The sequence below is a fragment of the Streptomyces globisporus C-1027 genome, from assembly GCF_000261345.2.
Lineage (GTDB): Bacteria > Actinomycetota > Actinomycetes > Streptomycetales > Streptomycetaceae > Streptomyces > Streptomyces pakalii.
Map to the genome: position 1 here is coordinate 1,196,232 of NZ_CP013738.1, position 22,770 is coordinate 1,219,001.

Sequence of the window (22,770 nt, forward strand, 5' to 3'; positions counted from 1 at the left end):
CCGCCCGAACGGCAGCCCGGGGCTCGCGGACGCCGCCCCGGGCCCCGGAAGCCCGCTACAGGCCCAGCAGCTCGCCGTGGGCGATGCGGACGCCGCGCGCCCAGTCCGCGGCCCGCATCGGCTTCTTGCCCTGCGGCTGGACCCAGAGCAGCTCGACGGCGTGCGATCCGGTGCCCACGTACACGTTGTTCTTGGCGGCCGACAGCTCGCCGGGTGCCAGGTCCGTACGGTCCAGGACGGGGATCGCCTGGATCAGCTTGAGCCGCTCGCCGCGGAACAGGGTCCAGGCGCCGGGGGCCGGGGTGCAGCCGCGCACCACCCGGTCGACCCGCAGTGCGGGCGCGGACCACTGGACCTGGGCGTCCTCGACGGTGATCTTCGGGGCCAGCGTCACGCCCTCGTGCGGCTGGGGCACGGCGTGCAGCGTGTTGTCCTCGATGCCGTCCATGGTGGCGGCGAGCAGCCCGGCCCCCGCGAAGGCGAGCCGGGTGAGCAGATCGCCGCTGGTGTCGGTGGGGCGGATCTCCTCCGTGAGGACGCCGTAGACCGGGCCGGAGTCGAGCCCCTCCTCGATCAGGAAGGTCGACGCGCCGGTCACCTCGTCCCCGGCCATCAGGGAGTGCTGCACGGGGGCCGCGCCGCGCCAGGCGGGCAGCAGCGAGAAGTGCAGGTTGACCCAGCCCCGGGCGGGCACCTCGAGGGCGACCTTGGGCAGCAGGGCGCCGTAGGCGACGACCGGGCAGCAGTCCGGGGCGATCTCGCGCAGCCGGGCGAGGAACTCCTCGTCCCGCGGCCTGACGGGCTTGAGCACCTCGATCCCGGCCTCCTCCGCCCGCTCGGCCACCGGGCTCGCGACGAGTCGGCGGCCCCGCCCCGCGGGGGCGTCGGGACGGGTCACGACGGCGGCCACCTCATGGCGGTCGGAGGCGATCAGGGCGTCCAGGGCGGGGACGGCGACTTCGGGGGTGCCGGCGAAGACGAGCTTCATGGGTGGCTGACTGCCTCTCGGGCCAAGACGTACGGTGACGAGCAGCACACCAGTCTAGGGTCTCGGGTCGGACCGGGCCCGGCCGCTCCCCTGTCGCGGGGGCGGCGACTCCCTTGCGCGGGGCGGCGACCAGGGGGCGTACGCGCGCCGCGCACGCCCCGTGCATATGCACATACGCCCCGATAGCGTGACCACATCCCCGGCTCGGGCGTTGGTCAAAGGAGATTGACCGAAGCGGGCCGCCCCTATTGCGGCCCGATCCCTTTCAACGCCGGTTCGAGAGGCTTCTTCATGGCCGACCACGCAACGCACGACGCCCAAGCGCGGGCCAGTCTGCATCTTCTGGTGCGGGACATCGAGCGGGTCAGGCGGCAGGTGGACGCGCTGCGCACCCTCACCGCCCAGCTGGGCAACGTCTACCGTCCGCGCCGCTCCGGCCCTTCCGCGGGCTTCGTCGTCTACGGCAGGGCCCCGGCCCCCACCGTCCGCCTCGCGCAGGAACTGCGGGACAGCGTCGAGACCCTGGTGACGGCCGCGGTGGACTTCGACCGCTCGCTGGGCTTCTCCTGGGACGCGGTGGGCTCCGCCCTGGGCGTCACCAAGCAGGCCGTCCACCGCCGTTACGGAACACGCCGCGCCACCCCGCAGCCCGCCGCCGAGGCGGGTGGCGAGAACACCGCCGCGCCGCGCCCGGTCTCCGTCGGCACCGGCCTGACCGGATCCTCCGCCAAGGGGTCCGGCTCCCCGGTGCCCTCGGTCCCGGCGGCCCGCTCGATGCCGCCGCAGCCGTCGGCGGCCCCGCAGCCGGCCCGCGAGGAGCTGCGCCCCGGCGCGTTCCCGGGCCCGCGCAACGGCTGACCGCACGCCGCCCTTCTGCCCCACCGTGCCGGTCGCACGGCGGGGCAGTTCCCTGTCCGGGGCCCGGGCCCCGAGGCCCGCGAGGCGGCTCCGGCCCGGACCCGCCTCGCGGGACTCCGGCACCGGCTCAGCCGATGTCGGGCGGGTCGATCCTGATCCGTATCGGTTCGCTCGCGCCCTTGGCCGTGCGGGCCGCGAGCGCCGTCTTCAAGGCGCGGGCGAGCGCCGCCCCGCGCCCCGGGACCACCCGGACCAGGGCCCGCTCCCAGGTCTCGCCCGGCGGCGCGTCCCCCGGCCTGCGGGCCCTCCCGGGCGCGGCCGAAGGGGCCGGCACCGGTCCCAGGATCTCGGCCTCCGGCGGCAGCCCGGCGTTCTGCAGGAACGCGGCCAGGGCCTCGGGCGGGCCGGTCACCGAGGCCATCCGGGAGACCGGCGGGAAGCCCAGCTCGGCCCGCTCCGCCAGCTCCCGCCGGGCGAACCCCGCCGGATCCCAGCGGACCAGCGCCTGCACCGCACGCTCCGTCGGCTCGGCCACGACCACCACCGTGCCGCCCTCCTCCTGCCCCCGCACCAGCGCCGACGCCGCCAGCCACCGGCGCAGCGCCTCCTCCCCCGCGCGCAGGTCGGGCCGGCCGAGCATGGCCCAGCCGTCCAGGAGCAGGGCCGCCGCATACCCGCCCTCGGCGACGGGCTCGGCGCCGGGCGTGGAGACGACCAGGGCCGGGGCGTCGGGCACCGCGTCGAGGATGTGGTCGCGCCCCGAGGTGCGGACGGGCACGGCGGAAAAGGCCCGGCCCAGCTCCTCCGCGGTGCGACGGGCGCCGACGATCCGGGCACGCAGCCGGGTGGAGCCGCACTCCGCGCAGCTCCACGCCCGCTCGGCCTGCCCGCACCAGGCGCAGTTCAAGTCCTGCTGGTCCGGCGCCTCCAGGGGACCCGCGCAGTGCCGGCAGCGGGCGGGGGTGCGGCAGCGTTCGCAGGCGAGGCGCGGGGCGTAACCGCGCCTCGGGACCTGGATCAGCACCGGTCCGGTGCGCAGTCCGTCGCGCACGGCTCCCCAGGCGAGGCTGGGCAGCCGGGCGGAGCGGGCGGCCCCGTCCCGGGCCAGCTCGCCGTCCCCGACCGTACGGATGAGGGGTGCGGCGCGGCGCAGCCGTTCGCGGTCCGCGAGGAGCGGCAGCGCCCAGCCGCTCTCCACGAGCTGGGCGGCCTCGACCGTGCAGCTGGTCCCGCCGAGCAGGAAACCGCAGCGCCCTTGGGCCGCCCGCAGCTCCAGGACCTCGCGGACATGGGGGAAGGGGGCGTTGTCGTCGCTGTGGCTGGAGTCGCCGTCGTCCCAGACGACGACGAGGCCGAGGTCGCGGACGGGGGCGAACATGGCGGCCCGGGTGCCCACGACCGCCCGTACCGAGCCCCGGCGTACCGCGAGCCACTGCCGATAGCGCTTCTCGGGGCCGGATTCGGCGGTCAGCAAGGCGTGCCTCCCCGCGCCGAGCGTCTCGGTCAGGGCCGCGTCGACCCGTGCGGCGGACCGCCCGTCGGGGACGACGACGAGTGCGCCGCGCCCGGAGGAGAGGGTCGCCGCGACGGCCCCGGCGATCTCCGCGGGCCAGTGCGGTCCGGGCAGGGCGGTCCACACCGCGCGCGGGGCGCCGCCCTCGGCCAGGGCGCGCAGGAAGGCGGGACCCTGGCCGTACCGCTCCCAGGTGCCCGGGCCCGGGGGCGGGGGCGGGGGCAGCGGGCCCGGGGAGGGCTTGGCCTCGGCCCTGCCGTTGCGGGGCGGGACGGCGAGCTGGAGGACGTCGGCGAGGCTGCCCGCGTACCGGTCGGCGACGGCTCGGCAGAGGGCGAGCAGCTCGGGCCCGAGGACCGGCTCCGGGGAGACCACGGAGGCGAGGGCGGCCAGCGCGCCCTGGTAGTCGGAGTCGGCGCGGCGCTCGACGATGAAGCCGTCGATCAGACCGCCGCCCTCGCGCCGCCCGCCCTGGACGTTGCGCCCGCCGGCCCCGAACCGGACCCGCACCCGGACGCCCGGCTGTGCGTCGGCGTCCAGCTCCTGGGGCACCGCGTAGTCGAAGAACTGGTCGAGGTGGAGGACGCCCTTGTTGACCAGGACACGGGCGACGGGCAGCTCCTCGGCGAGGGCCGCGCCGCGCCAGGTCCGCGGCTTGGCGCGCGGCACCTTGGCCCGGCGCACGGTCTCCCGGATCAGCGCAAGCTGCTCCGGCGGCCCGGCACCCGGTTCGGCGGACTGCTCGTTCTCGCTGCTCACAGCTGCATTCCTACCAGAGGGCACCGACAGTCCGGAGAGCACGGAAGCCGTGGGGCACGGCAGCGGGGCCCGGCCACCGCGTTCGGTGTCCGGGCCCCGCAGTCACTCAGTGCCGATGCTCGTACGGCCCTTACAGACCCGCGGCCGCGCGCAGCGCGTCCACGCGGTCCGTGCGCTCCCAGGTGAAGTCCGGCAGCTCCCGGCCGAAGTGGCCGTACGCGGCGGTCTGGGCGTAGATCGGACGGAGCAGGTCGAGGTCCCGGATGATCGCGGCCGGGCGGAGGTCGAAGACCTCGCCGATCGCGTGCTCGATCTTCTCCGTGTCGATGGCGGCGGTGCCGAAGGTCTCGACGAAGAGACCGACCGGCTCGGCCTTGCCGATCGCGTACGCGACCTGGACCTCGCAGCGGGCGGCGAGACCGGCGGCCACGACGTTCTTCGCGACCCAGCGCATCGCGTACGCCGCGGAGCGGTCGACCTTGGACGGGTCCTTGCCCGAGAAGGCGCCACCACCGTGGCGGGCCATGCCCCCGTAGGTGTCGATGATGATCTTGCGGCCGGTGAGGCCCGCGTCGCCCATCGGGCCGCCGATCTCGAAGCGGCCGGTCGGGTTCACCAGGAGGCGGTAGCCCTCGGTGTCGAGCTTGATGCCGTCCTCGACGAGCTGCGCGAGGACGTGCTCGACGACGAACTCGCGGATGTCGGGCGCGAGCAGCGAGTCCAGGTCGATGTCGGAGGCGTGCTGCGAGGAGACGACCACCGTGTCGAGACGGACCGCCTTGTCACCGTCGTACTCGATGGTGACCTGGGTCTTGCCGTCGGGGCGCAGGTAGGGGATGGTCCCGTTCTTGCGCACCTCGGACAGCCGCCGGGAGAGGCGGTGGGCGATGTGGACCGGGAGCGGCATGAGCTCCGGGGTCTCGTCGCAGGCGTACCCGAACATCAGGCCCTGGTCGCCCGCACCCTGCTTGTCGAGCTCGTCCTCGTCACCCTCGACCCGCTTCTCGTACGCGGTGTCGACGCCCTGCGCGATGTCCGGCGACTGGGCGCCGATCGACACCGAGACGCCGCAGGAAGCACCGTCGAAGCCCTTTTTGGAGGAGTCGTAACCGATCTCCAGAACCTTGTTGCGCACGAGGTTGGGGATGTCGGCGTAGGCCTTGGTGGTGACCTCGCCGGCGACATGCACCAGACCGGTGGTGATCAAGGTCTCGACGGCGACACGCGAGGAGGGGTCCTCGCGCAGGAGGGCGTCGAGAATCGTGTCGCTGATCTGGTCAGCGATCTTGTCGGGGTGACCCTCGGTGACAGATTCCGAGGTGAAAAGGCGGCGGGACACATCGCTCCCTGGGGTTGCAGCGGCTGCTGGCTGATCATGGGTGGTACGTCCGAGAGCTGCGCTCGGCGCGTACCGTCGGCCAGTTTATCGGTCACTTCCGGCGATCGGGCCAGGTGTCTCGCCCTTTGGGAGGTTCGTGAGGTGCGCCACACAGAGAACCAGTAGGACAATTCACCCCGCCCGGCCGTCTTTTTCAGCGTTATGAGGCGTTTTCGCTCGGCCGAAGGGCTGAAGCGGGATTCGACTGGAACCTGACGGAAACCAGATCCCAGATCGTGTCGGCGAGGGATTCCTTGGGGCCGTACGGCACCGGGGTCTCCTGGCCGTCGGCGGCGAGGACGACCGCTTCGTTCTCCTCCGAGCCGAAGGTCTTGCGCTCCCCCACCTCGTTGACCACGAGGAGGTCGCAGCCCTTGCGGCGGAGCTTGGCCCGGCCGTTGGCCAGCACGTCGTCGGTCTCGGCGGCGAATCCGACGACGATCTGGTCCGGCCGGGCCCGCTCCCCCGCGACCTCGGCGAGGATGTCGGGGTTCCGGACCAGGGTGAGCCCGGGCGCCTCCTCGCCGTCCTTCTTCTTGATCTTGCCGGTGGCGTACTCGGAGGGGCGGAAGTCGGCCACCGCGGCCGCCATCACCACGACGTCCGCGTCGGCGGCGGCCTTCACCACGGCCTCGCGGAGCTGGACGGCGGTGCCGACCCGCAGGACGTCGGCCCCGGCCGGGTCGGGCAGCCCGGTGTTGGCCTCGATCAAGGTGACCCGGGCCCCCCTGGCCACGGCGGTGCGCGCCAGCGCGTAGCCCTGTTTGCCGGAGGAGCGGTTCCCCAGGAAGCGCACCGGGTCGAGCGGCTCGCGGGTGCCGCCGGCGCTGATCACCACATGGCGGCCCGCGAGGTCGGGCACGGGAACCCCGCGCGCCAGCACCCGGCGGCAGACCTCGAAGATCTCGCCGGGGTCGGGCAGCCGACCCTTGCCGGTGTCGACGCCGGTGAGCCGCCCGACGGCGGGCTCGATGACGACGGCGCCCCGGCGGCGCAGGGTGGCGACGTTCTCCTGGGTGGCCGGGTGCTCCCACATCTCGGTGTGCATGGCGGGGGCGAAGACCACCGGACAGCGGGCGGTCAGGAGCGTGTTGGTGAGCAGGTCGTCGGCGAGCCCGTGGGCTGCCTTGGCCAGCATGTCCGCGGTGACCGGGGCGACCACGACCAGGTCGGCTCCCTGCCCGATCCGTACGTGCGGGACCTCGTGGACGTCCTGCCAGACCTCGTCGGACACGGGGTGGCCGGAGAGTGCCGACCAGGTGGCCGCGCCCACGAAGTGCAGCGACGCGGCGGTCGGGACGACCCGTACGTCGTGGCCCGACTCGGTCAGCCGGCGCAGCAGCTCGCACGCCTTGTAGGCGGCGATGCCCCCGCTGACCCCCAGGACCACCTTCGGCTTGTCCACTGCGTCTCCCCGCACTCGGCACCGTAACGGCAACATGTGCGTCCCATGCTGCCTCACCGCGCGCGGCCCGTTCATCCGGCCCCGGACACACTCCAGGCCCGGCGGACGGGCCGCCGGGCCTGGAGTGAAGGTGCTGTGGTGCTGCTGCGTTACTGCGCGGGGCCTTCGATGGCCTCGGAGGTCAGCAGGCCCGCGTTGATCTCGCGGAGCGCGATCGACAGCGGCTTCTCGTGCACGTGGGTGTCGACGAGCGGACCGACGTACTCGAGGAGGCCTTCACCGAGCTGCGAGTAGTACGCGTTGATCTGACGGGCGCGCTTGGCCGCGTAGATCACCAGGCTGTACTTCGAGTCGGTGGCCTCGAGGAGCTCATCAATCGGCGGGTTGATGATGCCCTCGGGCGTGGTGATGGAAGAGGACACTCTCTGCCTTCCGAAGGGGGTGTAGATCAAAGATCCGAGTGATCTTGACGATCGCCGGGATCTAGGCCTGAAGCATCAAGGCTAGCAGCTCGCGTGCCACATCCTCGACGGAGGTGTTGACGAGCGTCGTATCGAACTCCGCCTCGGCGGCCAGCTCGACCTTGGCGGCGTCGAGCCGGCGCTCGATGACCTCGGGGGCCTCGGTCCCCCGGCCGGTGAGCCGGCGCACCAGCTCCTCCCAGCTCGGCGGGGCCAGGAAGACCAGACGCGCGTCGTCCATCGACTGGCGGACCAGCCGGGCGCCCTGGAGGTCGATCTCCAGCAGGACCGGCTCGCCCGCCTCCAGGCGGTCCAGCACGGCCCGGCGGGGCGTGCCGTAGCGGTTGCCCGCGAACTCGGCCCACTCCAGCAGCTCGCCGTTGGCGATGAGCTTGTCGAACTCCTCGTCGTCCACGAAGAAGTAGTGGACGCCGTTGCGCTCCCCGGGGCGCGGCTTGCGTGTCGTCGCCGACACGGAGAGCCAGACCTCGGGGTGCACGGAGCGCATATGGGCGACGACCGTGCTCTTGCCGACCCCCGAGGGGCCGGAGAGCACGGTCAGCCGCGGACGTACGTCCGGGGGTACGGGGGACGTCCCCCGGGATGTTGCAGCCATGGAGCGATTATCCAGGTTCTCAGGAGTGCCTGAGAACGTCAGGCGGGACTACCGCCGAACTCACGCTCCAGGGATGCGATCTGGTTGGAGCCAAGACCCCTGACCCGGCGGCTCTCGGAGATGCCGAGACGCTCCATGATCTGCTTGGCGCGGACCTTGCCGACGCCCGGCAGGGATTCCAGCAGTGCGGAGACCTTCATCTTCCCGATGACGTCGTTCTCCTGGCCCTGCTTGATGACCTCGTGGAGGGAGGCGCCGGAGTGCTTGAGTCGATTCTTGACCTCGGCCCGCTCCCGGCGAGCCGCGGCGGCCTTTTCGAGCGCGGCTGCGCGCTGTTCAGGGGTAAGGGGCGGAAGAGCCACGCCTACGTCACCTCGGATGTCGATCTGTCGGATACGGACCGGCGGGGAAGCTGGACGCAGCCCCACCAGGTGAGAGCCGGACACGCTGTGCTCGGCCGCTCTTCGACGGAGACTAGCGCCAAGGGCCGCTGTAGTCAGCGAGAACGGACGAAAAGTCCTGGTCAGCTGTGGCCGACCAGGATTTTCCCGACATATCGACCAGGTTTCCCGTCAGTAATTCGTCAACACGCTGTAAACGTGTCAGGGTCAGCTGCCGGATACGGCGGCGCGGACCTCGTCCGCGAACCGTTCGGCTGCTTCGCGCAGCCCTGACGCGTCCGGGCCGTGGCGCAGCACGCCCCGGCTCACGCTGGGCACCACGTTGCCCACCGCGTCGCCGAACACCGCCGGAAGATCCGCCGGGGTCGCCCCCTGGGCGCCGATGCCGGGCGCGAGCAGCGGCCCGTTGATCGCCAGGTCCACCCCCGCGTCGCGGAGCGTCGCGCCGACCACCGCGCCGACCGAGCCGAGCGGAGCCGCCCCCTCGTTCTCGGCGGCCATGTGGTCGAGCATCAGCTGGGCGAGCGAGCGGCCGTCGGCGGCCGTGGCCCGCTGGACCTCGGCGCCCTCCGGGTTGGAGGTGAGGGCGAGGACGAAGACGCCCGCGCCGGAGACGGCGGCGGCGTCCAGCGCCGGGCGCAGCGAGCCGAAGCCCAGGTACGGGGAGACGGTGACCGCGTCGGAGAAGAGCGGGGAGTCCTTGTCCAGGTAGGTCGCCGCGTAAGCGCCCATGGTGGAGCCGATGTCGCCGCGCTTGGCGTCCATCAGAACCAGGGCCCCGGCGGCGCGGGCCTCCTCGACGGCCTTCTCCAGGACGGCGATGCCGCGCGAGCCGAACCGCTCGAAGAACGCGGACTGCGGCTTGAGCACGGCGACCCGGTCGGCCAGCGCCTCCACAACGGTCCGGGTGAAGCGCTCCAGACCCGCGATGTCGTCGTTGAGGCCCCAGGAGGTGAGCAGGGACGCGTGCGGGTCGATGCCGACGCAGAGCGGCCCGCGGGTGTCCATGGCGTGGCGCAGGCGGGCGCCGAAGGGTTCGGGGGTCATAGGGCGGCCTTCTTCCGGGTCTCGGCGCCGACGGCCTCGGCGAGGGTAGCGTACGGGGAGGTGGCGAGCCGGGCGGCGAGGCCCTTGTGGATCGCGCGGGCGTAGAAGGGGCCTTCGTAGATGAAGGCGCTGTAGCCCTGGACGAGGGTGGCTCCGGCGAGGATGCGCTGCCAGGCGTCCTCGGCGGTCTCGACGCCCCCGACGCCCACCAGGGTGATCCGGTCCCCCACCCGGGCGTACAGGCGGCTCAGGACCTCCAGCGAGCGTGCCTTGAGGGGGGCGCCGGAGAGTCCGCCGGTCTCGCCCAGCAGCTCCGGGCCCGACTTCAGGCCGAGGCCCTCGCGGGCGATGGTGGTGTTGGTGGCGACGATGCCGTCCAGGCCCAGCTCCACGGCGAGGTCGGCGACGGCGTCGACGTCCTCGTCCGCGAGGTCCGGGGCGATCTTGACGAGCAGCGGGACGCGCCGGGTGGTGACGGTGCGGTCGGCGGCCTCGCGTACGGCGGTGAGCAGCGGCCGCAGCGACTCGGTGGCCTGGAGGTTGCGCAGGCCGGGGGTGTTGGGCGAGGAGACGTTGACGACCAGGTAGTCGGCGTGGGCGGCGAGGGCCTCGGTGGACTTCACGTAGTCGGCGGCGGCCTCGGCCTCGGGGACGACCTTGGTCTTGCCGATGTTGACGCCGACCGTGGTTCGGAAGACGGGGTTACGGGCGGCGAGGCGGGCGGCGACGGCGGCGGAGCCCTCGTTGTTGAAGCCCATGCGGTTGATCAGCGCGCGGTCGGCGACGAGCCGGAAGAGGCGCTTCTTGGGGTTGCCGGGCTGCGGTTCGCCGGTGACGGTGCCGATCTCGATGTGGTCGAAGCCGAGCATCGCCATGCCGTCGATCGCGACGGCGTTCTTGTCGAAGCCGGCGGCGAGGCCGAAGGGGCCGTGCATCCGCAGGCCGAGAGCCTCGGTGCGCAGCTCCTGGTAGCGGGGGGCGAGGGCGGCGGCGGCGAAGGTGCGCAGGACGGGGATCCGGGCGGCGAGGCGGATCCAGCGGAAGGCGGCGTAGTGGGCCTGCTCGGGGTCCACCCGCTTGAAGACCAGCCGGAAGAAGAGCTTGTACATGAAGAGATGTCCTTGGTGCTCGGTGTGATCGACAGGGCTCGCAAAGAGGGGGACACCGTTTCCGGTGTCCCCCTCTCGGGCGGCTAGTCGCGCGCCGCTGTCAGATGCTCGGCGTGTTCCTGGAGGGAACGGACGCCCACGTCGCCGTGGTTGAGGGCGTCGATGCCCTGGACGGCGGCGGCGAGCGCCTGGACCGTGGTCAGGCACGGCACGGAGCGGGAGACGGCCGCGGTGCGGATGTCGTAGCCGTCGAGGCGGCCGCCGGTGCCGTACGGCGTGTTGACGATGAGGTCGACCTCGCCGTCGTGGATGTGCTGGACGATCGTCTTCTCGCCGTTGGGACCGGGGCCCTCGGACTGCTTGCGCACGACGATGGCGTTGATGCCGTTGCGCTTGAGGACCTCGGCGGTGCCGGAGGTGGCCATCAGCTCGAAGCCGTGGGCGACCAGCTCGCGGGCCGGGAAGATCATCGAGCGCTTGTCCCGGTTGGCGACCGAGATGAACGCGCGGCCCTTGGTGGGCAGCGGGCCGTAGGCGCCGGCCTGCGACTTGGCGTACGCCGTGCCGAAGACCGAGTCGATGCCCATGACCTCGCCGGTGGAGCGCATCTCCGGGCCGAGGACCGTGTCGACGCCCCGGCCGTGGATGTCGCGGAAGCGCGACCACGGCATCACGGCCTCCTTGACAGAGATCGGCGCGTCCAGCGGCAGGGTGCCGCCGTCGCCGGTCTTCGGCAGCAGGCCCTCCTCGCGCAGCTCGGCGATGGTCGCGCCCAGCGAGATGCGGGCGGCGGCCTTGGCGAGCGGGACGGCGGTCGCCTTCGAGGTGAAGGGGACCGTGCGCGAGGCGCGCGGGTTGGCCTCCAGGACGTACAGGATGTCGCCGGACAGCGCGAACTGGATGTTGATCAGTCCGAGCACGCCGACGCCCTTGGCGATGCCTTCGGTGGAGGCGCGCAGCCGCTTGATGTCGAAGCCGCCGAGCGTGATCGGGGGCAGGGCGCAGGCCGAGTCGCCGGAGTGGATGCCGGCCTCCTCGATGTGCTCCATGACGCCGCCGAGGTAGAGCTCGTGGCCGTCGTAGAGGGCGTCCACGTCGATCTCGATGGCGTCGTCGAGGAAGCGGTCGACCAGGACCGGCCGGGTGGGGCTGATCTCGGTGGACTCGGAGATGTACGAGGCGAGGCGCGTCTCGTCGTACACGATCTCCATGCCGCGGCCGCCGAGGACGTAGGACGGCCGTACGAGGACGGGGTAGCCGATCTCGTCGGCGATGGCCTTGGCCTCGGCGAAGGTGGTGGCGGTGCCGTGCTTGGGCGCGGGCAGTCCGGCCTCGGCCAGGACCCGGCCGAAGGCGCCGCGGTCCTCGGCGGCGTGGATCGCCTCCGGGGAGGTGCCGACGACGGGCACGCCGTTGTCCTTGAGTGCCTGCGAGAGGCCGAGCGGGGTCTGGCCGCCGAGCTGCACGACGACACCGGCGATCGGGCCCGCCAGCGATTCGGCGTGCACGATCTCCAGGACGTCCTCCAGGGTGAGCGGCTCGAAGTAGAGCCGGTCGGAGGTGTCGTAGTCGGTGGAGACGGTCTCCGGGTTGCAGTTGACCATGACGGTCTCGAAGCCCGCGTCGCTCAGGGCGAAGGAGGCGTGCACACAGGAGTAGTCGAACTCGATGCCCTGGCCGATGCGGTTGGGGCCCGAGCCGAGGATGATCACGGCCGGCTTGGTGCGGGTCGCGACTTCGCTCTCCTCGTCGTAGGAGGAGTAGAAGTACGGCGTCTTCGCGGCGAACTCGGCGGCGCAGGTGTCGACCGTCTTGTAGACCGGGCGGATGCCGAGCGCGTGCCGGACCTCGCGGACGACGTCCTCGCGCAGCCCGCGGATCTCGCCGATCTGGGCGTCGGAGAAGCCGTGCCGCTTGGCCTCGGCGATCAGGTCGGCGTCCAGGCGCTCGGCGGAGGCCAGCTCGTCGGCGATCTCCTTGATCAGGAAGAGCTGGTCGACGAACCAGGGGTCGATCTTCGTGGCGTCGAAGACCTCCTCCTGGGTGGCTCCGGCGCGGATCGCCTGCATGACGGTGTTGATGCGGCCGTCGGTCGGGCGGACCGCCTCGGCGAGCAGCTCGGCCTTGTCGCCGACCGGGCCGGTGAAGGCGAACTGCGAGCCCTTCTTCTCCAGCGAGCGCAGGGCCTTCTGGAGGGCCTCGGTGAAGTTCCGGCCGATGGCCATGGCCTCGCCCACCGACTTCATGGTGGTGGTGAGGGTGGCGTCGGCGGAGGGGAACTTCTCGAAGGCGAAGCGGGGGGCCTTGACGACGACGTAGTCGAGGGTCGGCTCGAAGGAGGCTGGGGTCTTCTCGGTGATGTCGTTGGGGATCTCGTCCAGGGTGTAGCCGACGGCCAGCTTGGCGGCGATCTTGGCGATCGGGAAGCCGGTGGCCTTGGAGGCGAGCGCCGAGGAGCGGGAGACGCGCGGGTTCATCTCGATGACGATGACCCGGCCGTCGGTGGGGTCGATGGCGAACTGGATGTTGCAGCCGCCGGTGTCGACGCCGACCTCGCGGATGATCGCGATCCCGACGTCGCGCAGCCGCTGGTACTCGCGGTCGGTGAGCGTCATCGCCGGGGCGACGGTGATGGAGTCGCCGGTGTGGACGCCCATCGGGTCGAAGTTCTCGATGGAGCAGACGACCACGACGTTGTCGTTCTTGTCGCGCATCAGCTCCAGCTCGTACTCCTTCCAGCCGAGGATGGACTCCTCCAGGAGCACCTCGGTGGTCGGGGAGAGCGTGAGGCCCTGTCCGGCGATGCGGCGCAGCTCCTCCTCGTCGTGGGCGAAGCCGGAGCCGGCGCCGCCCATGGTGAAGGAGGGGCGGACGACGACGGGGTAGCCGCCGAGGGTGTCGACGCCGGCGATGACGTCGTCCATGGTGTGGCAGATGACCGAGCGGGCGGACTCGCCGTAGCCGATCTTCTCCTTGACGGCTGCCACGACGCCCTTGAAGAGGTCGCGGTCCTCGCCCTTGTTGATCGCCTCGACGTTGGCGCCGATGAGCTCGACGCCGTACTTCTCCAGGACACCGTTCTCGTGCATGGAGATCGCGGTGTTCAGGGCGGTCTGACCGCCGAGGGTGGGCAGGAGCGCGTCGGGGCGCTCCTTGGCGATGATCTTCTCGACGAACTCGGGGGTGATCGGCTCGACGTAGGTGGCGTCGGCGATCTCCGGGTCGGTCATGATCGTCGCCGGGTTGGAGTTCACCAGGATGACGCGCAGGCCCTCGGCCTTGAGGACGCGGCAGGCCTGGGTGCCGGAGTAGTCGAACTCGGCGGCCTGGCCGATGACGATCGGACCGGAGCCGATGACCAGGACGGACTGGATATCGGAGCGCTTAGGCACGCTGGCCCTCCATCAGGGAAACGAAGCGGTCGAAGAGGTACGCGGCGTCGTGCGGGCCGGCAGCCGCCTCGGGGTGGTACTGGACGCTGAACGCGGGCCGGTCCAGGAGCTGGAGCCCCTCGACGACCTGGTCGTTCAGGCAGACGTGGGAGACCTCGGCGCGGCCGAACTCCGTGTCGGACACCTTGTCGAGCGGGGCGTCGACGGCGAAGCCGTGGTTGTGCGCGGTGACCTCGACCTTGCCGGTCGTGCGGTCCTGCACGGGCTGGTTGATGCCGCGGTGGCCGTACTTCAGCTTGTAGGTGCCGAAGCCGAGCGCGCGGCCGAGGATCTGGTTGCCGAAGCAGATGCCGAAGAGCGGGGTGGAGCGCTCCAGCACGCCGCGCATGAGGGCGACGGGGTGGTCGGCGGTGGACGGGTCGCCGGGGCCGTTGGAGAAGAAGACGCCGTCGGGCTGGACCGCGTACACCTCTTCCAGGGTGGCGGTGGCGGGCAGGACGTGGACCTCGATGCCGCGTTCGGCCATCCGGTGCGGGGTCATGCCCTTGATGCCGAGGTCGATCGCGGCGACGGTGAACTTCTTCGTGCCGATCGCGGGGACGACGTACGCCTCCTTCGTCGCCACTTCGGCGGAGAGGTCGGCGCCGGTCATCTCGGGGGCCTGGCGGACCTTGGCGAGGAGGGTGCCCTCGTCGGGGATCGCCTCGCCGGAGAAGATCCCGACGCGCATCGCGCCGCGCTCGCGCAGGTGGCGGGTGAGGGCGCGGGTGTCGACACCGCTGATGCCGACGACGCCCTGGGCGGCCAGCTCCTCGTCCAGCGAGCGCTGCGAGCGCCAGTTGGAGGGCTTGCGGGCGGGGTCACGGACGACGTAGCCGGAGACCCAGATGCGGCCGGACTCGGGGTCCTCGTCGTTGACGCCGGTGTTGCCGACGTGCGGGGCCGTCATGACGACGACCTGGCGGTGGTACGAGGGGTCGGTCAGCGTTTCCTGGTAGCCGGTCATGCCGGTGGAGAACACCGCTTCGCCGAAGGTCTCCCCCACGGCCCCGTAGGCGCGGCCGCGGAAGGCGCGGCCGTCCTCCAGGACGAGTACGGCGGGGGTCTGTGCCCCCCGGGTGGAGAGGGTCATCGTGCGGTGCCTTCCGTCGTGGTGCTGGTGAGTTCGGTGGCGGCCGGGGTGCTGGTGAGCCGGTTGACGGCGTCGACCCAGGCCTGGTGCTCGGCGGAGCGGTCGGAGCGGAAGCCGGAGTCGATCAGCTTCTCGCCGTGCGCCCAGGTGATGATCAGCAGGCCGCCCTCGGGGAGGACCTTGCCGGCGAGCGCCTGGTCGAGGCGGGCCTCGCGCAGGGCGTCGGCCGGGATGAAGAAGTCGGCCGCTCCGGGGCGTACGACGTCCAGGCCGCGGGCGGTGAGCGTCAGCTCGGTACGGCTGCGGGTGCCGAGGCCGTGCGCGACGATCCGGTCGAGCCACTGCCCGGCGGTGGTGGAGGCGTGGTAGCGCCCCTGGAGCGTCAGCAAAGTCTCGTCGCCGGCGAAGTCCTCGGGGGTGGCCGGGAGCTCCGGCAGGTCCGACTGGAGGCTGGCGCGCCACTTCCAGCCCTGGCGCATCAGCCAGTAGACGAGGGCGATGAAGACGAACAGGCCGACCACCCAGGCGATGCGGGCGGCCCAGTCCGTCACTTCCGCCGACTTCTGCTCGGCGGCCAGGTGGTACAGGGGGGTCAGAGTTGTCACGCGAGCTTCCCGTCGACGACCGTGGCACGGCCCCGCAGGAAGGTGTGGGTGACACGGCCCGGCAGCTCACGGCCCTCGTAGGGGGTGTTGCGGCTGCGGGACGCGAAGCCCGCGGGGTCCACTGCTCCACGGTATGCCGGATCGACCAGAGTGAGGTTGGCGGGCTCACCCGCCGAGACGGGACGGCCGTGTCCTTCGAGCCGGCCGATGGCCGCGGGGCGGAACGACATGCGGTCGGCGACGCCCGCCCAGTCGATCAGACCGGTGTCCACCATCGTCTGCTGGACGACCGAGAGCGCGGTCTCCAGGCCCACCATGCCCATGGCGGCCGCGGCCCACTCGCAGTCCTTGTCCTCGTGCGGGTGCGGGGCGTGGTCGGTGGCGACGCAGTCGATCGTGCCGTCGGCCAGCGCCTCGCGCAGGGCCAGGACGTCGGCCTCGGTGCGCAGCGGCGGGTTCACCTTGTAGACCGGGTTGTAGGTGCGGACCAGCTCGTCGGTGAGGAGAAGGTGGTGCGGGGTGACCTCGGCGGTGACGTTCCAGCCCTTGGACTTGGCCCAGCGGACGATCTCCACGGAGCCGGCGGTGGAGAGGTGGCAGATGTGGACGCGGGAGCCGACGTGGGCGGCGAGGAGGACGTCGCGGGCGATGATCGACTCCTCGGCGACGGCGGGCCAGCCGCCGAGTCCCAGCTCGGCCGAGACGATGCCCTCGTTCATCTGGGCGCCCTCGGTGAGGCGGGGCTCCTGGGCGTGCTGGGCGACGACGCCGTCGAAGGCCTTCACGTACTCCAGGGCGCGGCGCATGATCACGGCGTCGTCGACGCACTTGCCGTCGTCGGAGAAGACCTTCACCCCGGCGGCCGAGTCGTGCATGGCGCCGAGCTCGGCGAGCTTCTTGCCCTCCAGGCCGACGGTGACGGCGCCGACGGGCTGCACGTCGCAGTAGCCGGACTCCTTGCCGAGCCGCCATACCTGCTCGACGACGCCGGCGGTGTCGGCGACGGGGAAGGTGTTGGCCATGGCGTGCACGGCGGTGAAGCCGCCGACGGCCGCGGCCTTGGTGCCGGTGAGGACGGTCTCGGAGTCCTCGCGGCCGGGCTCGCGCAGATGGGTGTGGAGGTCGACCAGGCCGGGCAGCAGGATCTGCCCCTCGGCCTCGATCACGGTGGCGCCCTCGGCGTCGAGGCCGGCGCCCACCTCGGCGATGGTCTCGCCGTCGATCAGGACGTCCTGCGGCTCGCCGCCGAGGATCCGCGCACCGCGGATGATGATCTTGCTCATGGTTACTTGTTCTCCTCGGTACGGGCGGGGGCGGCGGACAGCGCGGTGTCGGAGCCGCCGAGCAGCAGGTAGAGCACGGCCATGCGGATGGAGACGCCGTTGGCGACCTGCTCGACGACCGTGCAGCGGTCGGAGTCGGCGACCTCGGCGGTGATCTCCATGCCGCGGACCATCGGGCCGGGGTGCATGACGACGGCGTGTTCGGGCATCTTCGCCATCCGCTCGCCGTCCAGGCCGTAGCGGCGGGAGTATTCGCGCTCGGTCGGGAAGTAGGCGGCGTTCATCCGTTCGCGCTGCACACGCAGCATCATCACCGCGTCGGACTTCGCCAGCACGTCGTCGAGGCTGTAGCTGACGTCGCAGGGCCACTGCTCGACGCCCACGGGGACGAGGGTGGGCGGGGCCACCAGGGTGACGTGCGCGCCGAGCGTGGTGAGCAGGTGGACGTTGGAGCGGGCGACGCGGCTGTGCAGGATGTCGCCGACGATCGTGATGCGGCGGCCGTCCAGGTCGCGGCCGAGCCCGGCGTCGGGCCCGACGAGCCGGCGGCGCATGGTGAAAGCGTCCAGCAGGGCCTGGGTGGGGTGCTCGTGGGTGCCGTCACCGGCGTTGACCACGGCCCCGTCGATCCAGCCGGAGGTGGCGAGCCGGTAGGGGGCGCCGGAGGCGCCGTGCCGGATGACGACGGCGTCGGCGCCCATCGCCTCCAGGGTCAGCGCGGTGTCCTTGAGCGACTCGCCCTTGGAGACCGAGGAGCCCTTGGCGGAGAAGTTGATGACGTCGGCGGACAGCCGCTTGGCGGCCGCCTCGAAGGAGATGCGGGTCCGGGTCGAGTCCTCGAAGAAGAGGTTGACGACGGTACGGCCGCGCAGGGTGGGGAGCTTCTTGATCGGCCGGTCCGCGACCCGGGCCATCTCCTCGGCGGTGTCGAGGATCAGGACGGCGTCGTCGCGGGTGAGGTCGGCGGCCGAGATGAGGTGACGCTTCATCTGGGGTTCTCCGGGTGGCTGGAGGGGGTTTCAGGCATGCGGGCGCGCAGAAGGGCGCCGTACGTCCCCACAGGGGCGTACGGGAGGGTTCGGGCTACTGCGCGTCCGCGGGGGCGGCCTGCTTGACGCCGAGCAGCACGGCGTCGCGGCCGTCCTCCTCGGCGAGCTGGACCTTGACTGTCTCCCGCAGCGACGTGGGGAGGTTCTTGCCGACGTAGTCCGCGCGGATCGGGAGCTCCCGGTGGCCGCGGTCGACGAGGACCGCGAGCTGCACCGCGCGGGGGCGGCCGATGTCGCCGAGCGCGTCGAGGGCGGCGCGGATCGTGCGGCCGGAGAAGAGCACGTCGTCGACCAGGACGACCAGGCTGCCCTCGATCCCCTCGCCGGGGATGTCGGTGCGGGCCAGGGCGCGCGCCGGGCGCAGCCGCAGGTCGTCGCGGTACATGGTGATGTCGAGCGATCCGACCGGCGTCTTCCGGCCGGTGATCTCTTCGAGTTTGTCGGCGAGCCGACGGGCGAGGAACACGCCCCGGGTCGGGATGCCGAGCAGCACCACGTCGTCGGCGCCCTTGGCGCGTTCGACGATCTCGTGGGCGATACGGGTCAGCACACGGGCGATGTCGGGGGCCTCGAGAACGGGGCGCGCCGCGTTGCCGGTGGCGTCGTGCTGTGCGTCCATAAGAAACGGACCTCCTTCTCCGCCTCACGGGACGGATCGTTAAAGGACGTCGAATTTGCGTCATCCACGCTACCAGGGCTTGCGCCCGGCCCTGGCCCCACCCCAGGAGGTGCCGGTCCGGACCATTCGGCTTGACGCATCCAAGTAACGCTGCGTAACCTCACAGTGAGTTACCAGCCACGCGGCGGAGCCGCACACTGTTCCAGCGTCCGGGGAGCCATATGTCCAGCGAATACGCAAAACAGCTCGGGGCCAAACTCCGTGCCATCCGCACCCAGCAGGGCCTTTCCCTCCACGGCGTGGAGGAGAAGTCCCAGGGTCGCTGGAAGGCCGTCGTGGTCGGTTCGTACGAGCGCGGCGACCGAGCCGTGACCGTGCAGCGCCTCGCCGAGCTGGCGGACTTCTACGGGGTCCCGGTGCAGGAGCTGCTGCCCGGCACGACGCCCGGCGGGGCCGCCGAGCCGCCGCCGAAGCTCGTCCTGGACCTGGAACGCCTCGCCCACGTCCCGCCGGAGAAGGCCGGTCCGCTGCAGCGCTACGCGGCGACCATCCAGAGCCAGCGCGGTGACTACAACGGCAAGGTGCTCTCGATCCGCCAGGACGACCTGCGCACGCTGGCCGTGATCTACGACCAGTCGCCGTCCGTGCTGACGGAGCAGCTCATCAGCTGGGGCGTGCTGGACGCGGACGCGCGCCGCGCGGTCTCCCACGACGAGAGCTGAGCGAGCGGGGCCGGGCCCCACAGAAGAAACGTGCCGCCGGGTGGGCGGGGACCTTAGGGTTCCCGCCCACCCGGCGTCTGTGTGCCCGAGGTCGCCCCGGGTACACCGAAGGGCCCACAGCCGGTCGGCTGCGGGCCCTTCGTGGTGTGCGGCCGCATCGGGGCCGCCGGGGGCTACTGCTCCCGGCGGAGGTTCGGCTTGAGGTCCTTGAAACGGGCCAGCAGGCCGTTCACGAAGGACGGGGAGTCATCGGTGGAGAACTCCTTGGCGAGCTGGACTGCCTCGTCGATCACCACGGCGTCCGGGGTCTCGTCCATCCAGATCAGCTCGTACGCACCGAGCCGCAGGATGCTCCGGTCGACGACCGGCATACGGTCGATCTCCCAGTCCACGGCGTAGGTGACGATGAGGTCGTCGATCCGGTCCGCGTACTGCGCGTACCCCTCGACGAGCTCCATCGTGAACTCACCGACCGGCGGCTGACGGTCGTCGGTCCGCGAGTGCCGTACCCAGTCCGCGAGGACGCTCTGCACGGACTCACCGCGCTGGTCGGCCTCGAAGAGAATCTGGAAGGCGCGCTTGCGGGCCTTGTTCCGGGCGGCCACGGTTAGCTGTTCACCCGGCCGAGGTAGTCGCCCGAGCGGGTGTCGACCTTGATCTTCTCGCCGGTGGTGATGAAGAGCGGCACGCCGATCTCGTAACCGGTCTCCAGCGTGGCGGGCTTGGTGCCGCCGGTGGAGCGGTCGCCCTGGACGCCCGGGTCGGTGTGCTGGATCGTCAGCTCGACGGCGGCGGGCAGCTCGACGTAGAGCACCGCACCCTCGTACTGGGCGACGGAGGCGGTGAAGCCCTCGATCAGGAAGTTGGCGGCGTCGCCGACGGCCTTGCGGTCGACCATGAGCTGGTCGTACGTGTCCATGTCCATGAAGACGAAGTATTCGCCGTCCATGTACGAGAACTGCATGTCGCGGCGGTCAATGGTGGCCGACTCGACCTTCACGCCGGCGTTGAACGTCTTGTCGACGACCTTGCCGGAGAGCACGTTCTTGAGCTTGGTGCGCACGAAGGCAGGGCCCTTGCCGGGCTTGACGTGCTGGAACTCGACGACGGACCAGAGCTGGCCTCCGTCGAGCTTGAGCACCATGCCGTTCTTGAGGTCGTTCGTGGAAGCCACGGTTGCGGAATCTCCTGGACTGAAGCTGGTGGAACGACCGAGGATCCGCGCTAGAGCGCGAGCAGCTCCTTGGTCGTCATGGTGAGTAGCTCGGGTCCGCCGTCCGCCTCGGGGCGCACGACGAGCGTGTCATCGATCCGGACACCGCCCCGGCCCGGGAGGTGGACCCCCGGTCCGACGGTGACCGGCACACAAGCGTCCAGTTTACCCATGGCTGTCGGTGCCAGTTGCGGGTCCTCCTCGATTTCGAGCCCCACACCGTGCCCGGTGCTCGGCTGAAGGCCCTCTCCGTGCCCCGCGGACTCCAGCGGATGCCGGGCCGCACGGTCCACGTACCGGTAGGCGGCACCGGGCGCCAGGGCCTCCCTGCCTGCCCGCTGAGCGGCGAAAACAAGGTCGTACAGCTCGATCTGCCACTCGGCGGGGGCGGTGCCGATGACGAAGGTGCGGCCGATCTCGCAGCGGTAGCCGTGGTAGCTCGCGCCGAGGCGGACGGAGAGGAAATCTCCCTCCTCCACCCTGCGGTCCGAGGGCCGGTGGCGTCCCTGGCCGGAGTTGGGTCCGGTGGCCACGGAGGTGACGAAGGCGGGGCCGTCCGCGCCGTGGTCGACGAGGCGGCGCTCCAGTTCCAGGGCGAGGTGGCGTTCGGTGCGGCCGACGAGGATCGATTCGAGGAGTTCGCCCAGGGCCTGGTCGGTGATCTCGGCGGCGATCCGGAGGCAGCCGATCTCCTCCTCGTCCTTGACGATCCGCTGCTGTTCCACGGTGAAGCCCAGATCGGCCAGGGCCAGGCGCGGGGCGGACTTCCCCATGGCCCGGTGCCGGGCCACGGTCAGGTCGTGCTCCTCGACGGCGAGCGACTCCGCCCCCGACGCGGCGGCGAGACCGGCGGCGGCGACCACCGGGTCCTCGTCCGGGGCGGGCAGGAGGTCGATCCGCAGGGCCTCGTCGGGCCGCCCGTGGGCGCCTTCGCCGGCCGGGGCGCGGGGGCAGAGCAGAACGTCCTCGCCGGGGCCGAGCAGCAGCACGGCGCCGGGGGGCGCTCCGCCCGCGAGATAGCGGACGTTGGCGGGGCGGGAGACCAGGGCGGCCGCGGAACCCGCGGCGGCGCACCGGTCGCGGAGCAGCCCGCGTCGGACGGCGTGCACCTCAGACATGGTTCGAGCGTACGAGCGGGTGCGGTGGCCCGCCCGGCCAGCGCACCCACCCGGGGGCCCGTCGCTACCAGGCGGGCGGACTCGCGATGGAACGGGCCAGCACGTCGTCCAGGACACGGGCGGTGGTCTCGACGTCGTACGTGGAGTTGTCGATGATCGGGAGGCCGGAGCCGTACCAGCCGGCCATCCGGCCGTGGATCCGGGCGACCTCCTCGTCGGAGAGGCGGCGGTTGCCGCTGCGCGCCGCGTTGCGCTCCAGGACGATCTCCAGGCCGGGCAGCAGGACCACGGGCAGCAGACCGGGGCCCACATGGCGCTTCCAGCCGCCGAGGCCGACGACCGGGCGGTCGGGGAAGACGGCGTCGTCGAGGATGCAGGAGATGCCGTTGGCGAGGAAGTTGCGGGCGGCGAAGCCGCAGGTACGGCGGGCCAGCCGGTACTGGGCCTCGGAGTGGTCGTTCCAGCCGGCCTGCGGGTCGGCGAAGCCGGAGCGGACCCATTCGCGCACGTCGTCGAGGGAGACATGGGCGGTGGGCACCCGGCGGCGGGCCGCCCAGAGCTTGGCGACGGTGGTCTTGCCCGCGCCGGCCGGGCCGATGAGCAGCACGGCGAGCGTCGCGCCGCCGGTGCCGGGCTCGGCGGGGGGTGCGGGCAGCGGAACGGGGCCGCCCGGGGGCAGCTGGACGTGTCCGGTGTGTCCGACGGCCTCCCTGGCGGGGGGCGTGGGGCCGGTGCCGCTCCAGGCGGGGCCCGGGGCCTGGCCGGGTGCGGGCGAAGGCTGAACGTGTCCGGGGGCGGGAGGAGCCTGGCCGGGGGCCGGCGGGGGCGGGGCCTGGCCGGGGGGCGGAGGCGAGGGCAGTGCCTGGCCGGGGCCCGGGGGCGGCGGGGATATCGGGGGCGGGCCGGGGTGGCCGGGCTGCTGGGCCTGGTACGGCCGGCCGACGTGCCCGCTACCGGGTCCGTGGGGCGGCAGCGGGGCCCCCACTGCGTGCTGCATCCGGTGCCACTCCGTCTCGTCACTGCAACTGGCGCTGCTGGGAGGGCTACCGTACCTTCCCGGGCCGTCTCGGGGTGAACGGCCCGGGAGGGTACGAAGTGCCCG

At 72.0% G+C, this 22,770-nt stretch carries 21 protein-coding genes; 2 read left to right on the forward strand and 19 right to left on the reverse strand.

Features of this window, described 5'->3' with window-relative positions:
• Window positions 1-55: 55 nt before the first annotated feature.
• Window positions 56-988 (reverse strand): methionyl-tRNA formyltransferase, encoded by a 933-nt coding sequence (fmt, locus tag WQO_RS05090; RefSeq protein WP_010057356.1) that lies wholly within the window; start codon window positions 986-988, stop codon window positions 56-58.
• Between the two features lie 291 nt (window positions 989-1,279).
• Between fmt and WQO_RS05095 the strand changes: the two genes are divergently transcribed.
• Window positions 1,280-1,846, forward strand: coding sequence for a hypothetical protein (locus tag WQO_RS05095; RefSeq protein ID WP_010057355.1), 567 nt, complete (start codon window positions 1,280-1,282; stop codon window positions 1,844-1,846).
• A gap of 127 nt (window positions 1,847-1,973) precedes the next feature.
• Here the strand turns inward: WQO_RS05095 and WQO_RS05100 are convergent, their stop codons facing one another.
• The 14 genes from WQO_RS05100 to pyrR all read right to left on the reverse strand — a co-directional run bounded on the left by WQO_RS05100 (window position 1,974) and on the right by pyrR (window position 18,615).
• Window positions 1,974-4,118, reverse strand: coding sequence for a primosomal protein N' (locus WQO_RS05100; protein WP_010057354.1), 2,145 nt, complete (start codon window positions 4,116-4,118; stop codon window positions 1,974-1,976).
• A gap of 130 nt (window positions 4,119-4,248) precedes the next feature.
• Window positions 4,249-5,457 (reverse strand): methionine adenosyltransferase, encoded by a 1,209-nt coding sequence (metK, locus tag WQO_RS05105; RefSeq protein ID WP_010057353.1) that lies wholly within the window; start codon window positions 5,455-5,457, stop codon window positions 4,249-4,251.
• Window positions 5,458-5,656: 199 nt separating this feature from the next.
• The gene (gene coaBC, locus WQO_RS05110; protein WP_010057352.1) at window positions 5,657-6,901 is read right to left on the reverse strand and encodes a bifunctional phosphopantothenoylcysteine decarboxylase/phosphopantothenate--cysteine ligase CoaBC; all 1,245 of its coding nucleotides are present in this window, start codon (window positions 6,899-6,901) and stop codon (window positions 5,657-5,659) included.
• A gap of 149 nt (window positions 6,902-7,050) precedes the next feature.
• On the reverse strand, window positions 7,051-7,323 hold the full coding sequence (gene rpoZ, locus WQO_RS05115) for a DNA-directed RNA polymerase subunit omega (protein ID WP_003970369.1): 273 nt from the start codon (window positions 7,321-7,323) through the stop codon (window positions 7,051-7,053).
• Between the two features lie 61 nt (window positions 7,324-7,384).
• Window positions 7,385-7,978: a guanylate kinase gene (gene gmk / locus WQO_RS05120; RefSeq protein ID WP_023608339.1), complete on the reverse strand. Its 594-nt coding sequence runs from the start codon at window positions 7,976-7,978 to the stop codon at window positions 7,385-7,387.
• Between the two features lie 38 nt (window positions 7,979-8,016).
• Window positions 8,017-8,340, reverse strand: coding sequence for an integration host factor (locus WQO_RS05125; protein ID WP_003970367.1), 324 nt, complete (start codon window positions 8,338-8,340; stop codon window positions 8,017-8,019).
• 246 nt (window positions 8,341-8,586) lie between these two features.
• Window positions 8,587-9,426 carry an orotidine-5'-phosphate decarboxylase gene (pyrF, locus tag WQO_RS05130; RefSeq protein WP_010057349.1) on the reverse strand — a complete coding sequence of 280 codons (840 nt, stop codon included), beginning with the start codon at window positions 9,424-9,426 and terminating at the stop codon, window positions 8,587-8,589.
• Complete coding sequence (locus WQO_RS05135; RefSeq protein WP_010057348.1) at window positions 9,423-10,535, reverse strand: quinone-dependent dihydroorotate dehydrogenase; 1,113 nt, start codon at window positions 10,533-10,535, stop codon at window positions 9,423-9,425. Before WQO_RS05135 ends, pyrF begins: the two co-directional genes overlap by 4 nt.
• An 83-nt stretch (window positions 10,536-10,618) precedes the next feature.
• The gene (gene carB, locus WQO_RS05140; RefSeq protein ID WP_010057346.1) at window positions 10,619-13,927 is read right to left on the reverse strand and encodes a carbamoyl-phosphate synthase large subunit; all 3,309 of its coding nucleotides are present in this window, start codon (window positions 13,925-13,927) and stop codon (window positions 10,619-10,621) included.
• Window positions 13,920-15,059 carry a glutamine-hydrolyzing carbamoyl-phosphate synthase small subunit gene (gene carA, locus WQO_RS05145; RefSeq protein ID WP_010057345.1) on the reverse strand — a complete coding sequence of 380 codons (1,140 nt, stop codon included), beginning with the start codon at window positions 15,057-15,059 and terminating at the stop codon, window positions 13,920-13,922. The genes carB and carA overlap by 8 nt, the downstream gene beginning before the upstream one ends.
• Window positions 15,056-15,664, reverse strand: coding sequence for a PH-like domain-containing protein (locus WQO_RS05150; RefSeq protein WP_010057343.1), 609 nt, complete (start codon window positions 15,662-15,664; stop codon window positions 15,056-15,058). The genes carA and WQO_RS05150 overlap by 4 nt, the downstream gene beginning before the upstream one ends.
• Window positions 15,661-16,947 carry a dihydroorotase gene (locus WQO_RS05155; RefSeq protein ID WP_010057341.1) on the reverse strand — a complete coding sequence of 429 codons (1,287 nt, stop codon included), beginning with the start codon at window positions 16,945-16,947 and terminating at the stop codon, window positions 15,661-15,663. The genes WQO_RS05150 and WQO_RS05155 overlap by 4 nt, the downstream gene beginning before the upstream one ends.
• Before the next feature lie 2 nt (window positions 16,948-16,949).
• Window positions 16,950-17,936, reverse strand: coding sequence for an aspartate carbamoyltransferase catalytic subunit (locus WQO_RS05160; RefSeq protein WP_006123178.1), 987 nt, complete (start codon window positions 17,934-17,936; stop codon window positions 16,950-16,952).
• A 94-nt stretch (window positions 17,937-18,030) separates the two neighbouring features.
• Window positions 18,031-18,615: a bifunctional pyr operon transcriptional regulator/uracil phosphoribosyltransferase PyrR gene (gene pyrR / locus WQO_RS05165; RefSeq protein ID WP_010057338.1), complete on the reverse strand. Its 585-nt coding sequence runs from the start codon at window positions 18,613-18,615 to the stop codon at window positions 18,031-18,033.
• Between the two features lie 221 nt (window positions 18,616-18,836).
• Here pyrR and bldD point away from each other — a divergent pair, with 221 nt between their 5' ends.
• On the forward strand, window positions 18,837-19,337 hold the full coding sequence (gene bldD / locus WQO_RS05170) for a transcriptional regulator BldD (RefSeq protein ID WP_006123181.1): 501 nt from the start codon (window positions 18,837-18,839) through the stop codon (window positions 19,335-19,337).
• A 173-nt stretch (window positions 19,338-19,510) separates the two neighbouring features.
• Here bldD and nusB read toward each other — a convergent pair whose 3' ends face one another.
• From nusB to WQO_RS05190, 4 genes are all read right to left on the reverse strand, one after another.
• Complete coding sequence (gene nusB, locus WQO_RS05175) at window positions 19,511-19,942, reverse strand: transcription antitermination factor NusB (protein ID WP_010057335.1); 432 nt, start codon at window positions 19,940-19,942, stop codon at window positions 19,511-19,513.
• A gap of 2 nt (window positions 19,943-19,944) precedes the next feature.
• Complete coding sequence (gene efp, locus WQO_RS05180) at window positions 19,945-20,511, reverse strand: elongation factor P (protein WP_010057334.1); 567 nt, start codon at window positions 20,509-20,511, stop codon at window positions 19,945-19,947.
• 50 nt (window positions 20,512-20,561) lie between these two features.
• Window positions 20,562-21,668: a M24 family metallopeptidase gene (locus tag WQO_RS05185; protein ID WP_010057331.1), complete on the reverse strand. Its 1,107-nt coding sequence runs from the start codon at window positions 21,666-21,668 to the stop codon at window positions 20,562-20,564.
• Between the two features lie 64 nt (window positions 21,669-21,732).
• Window positions 21,733-22,665, reverse strand: coding sequence for an AAA family ATPase (locus tag WQO_RS05190; protein ID WP_029181986.1), 933 nt, complete (start codon window positions 22,663-22,665; stop codon window positions 21,733-21,735).
• Window positions 22,666-22,770 lie beyond the last annotated feature (105 nt).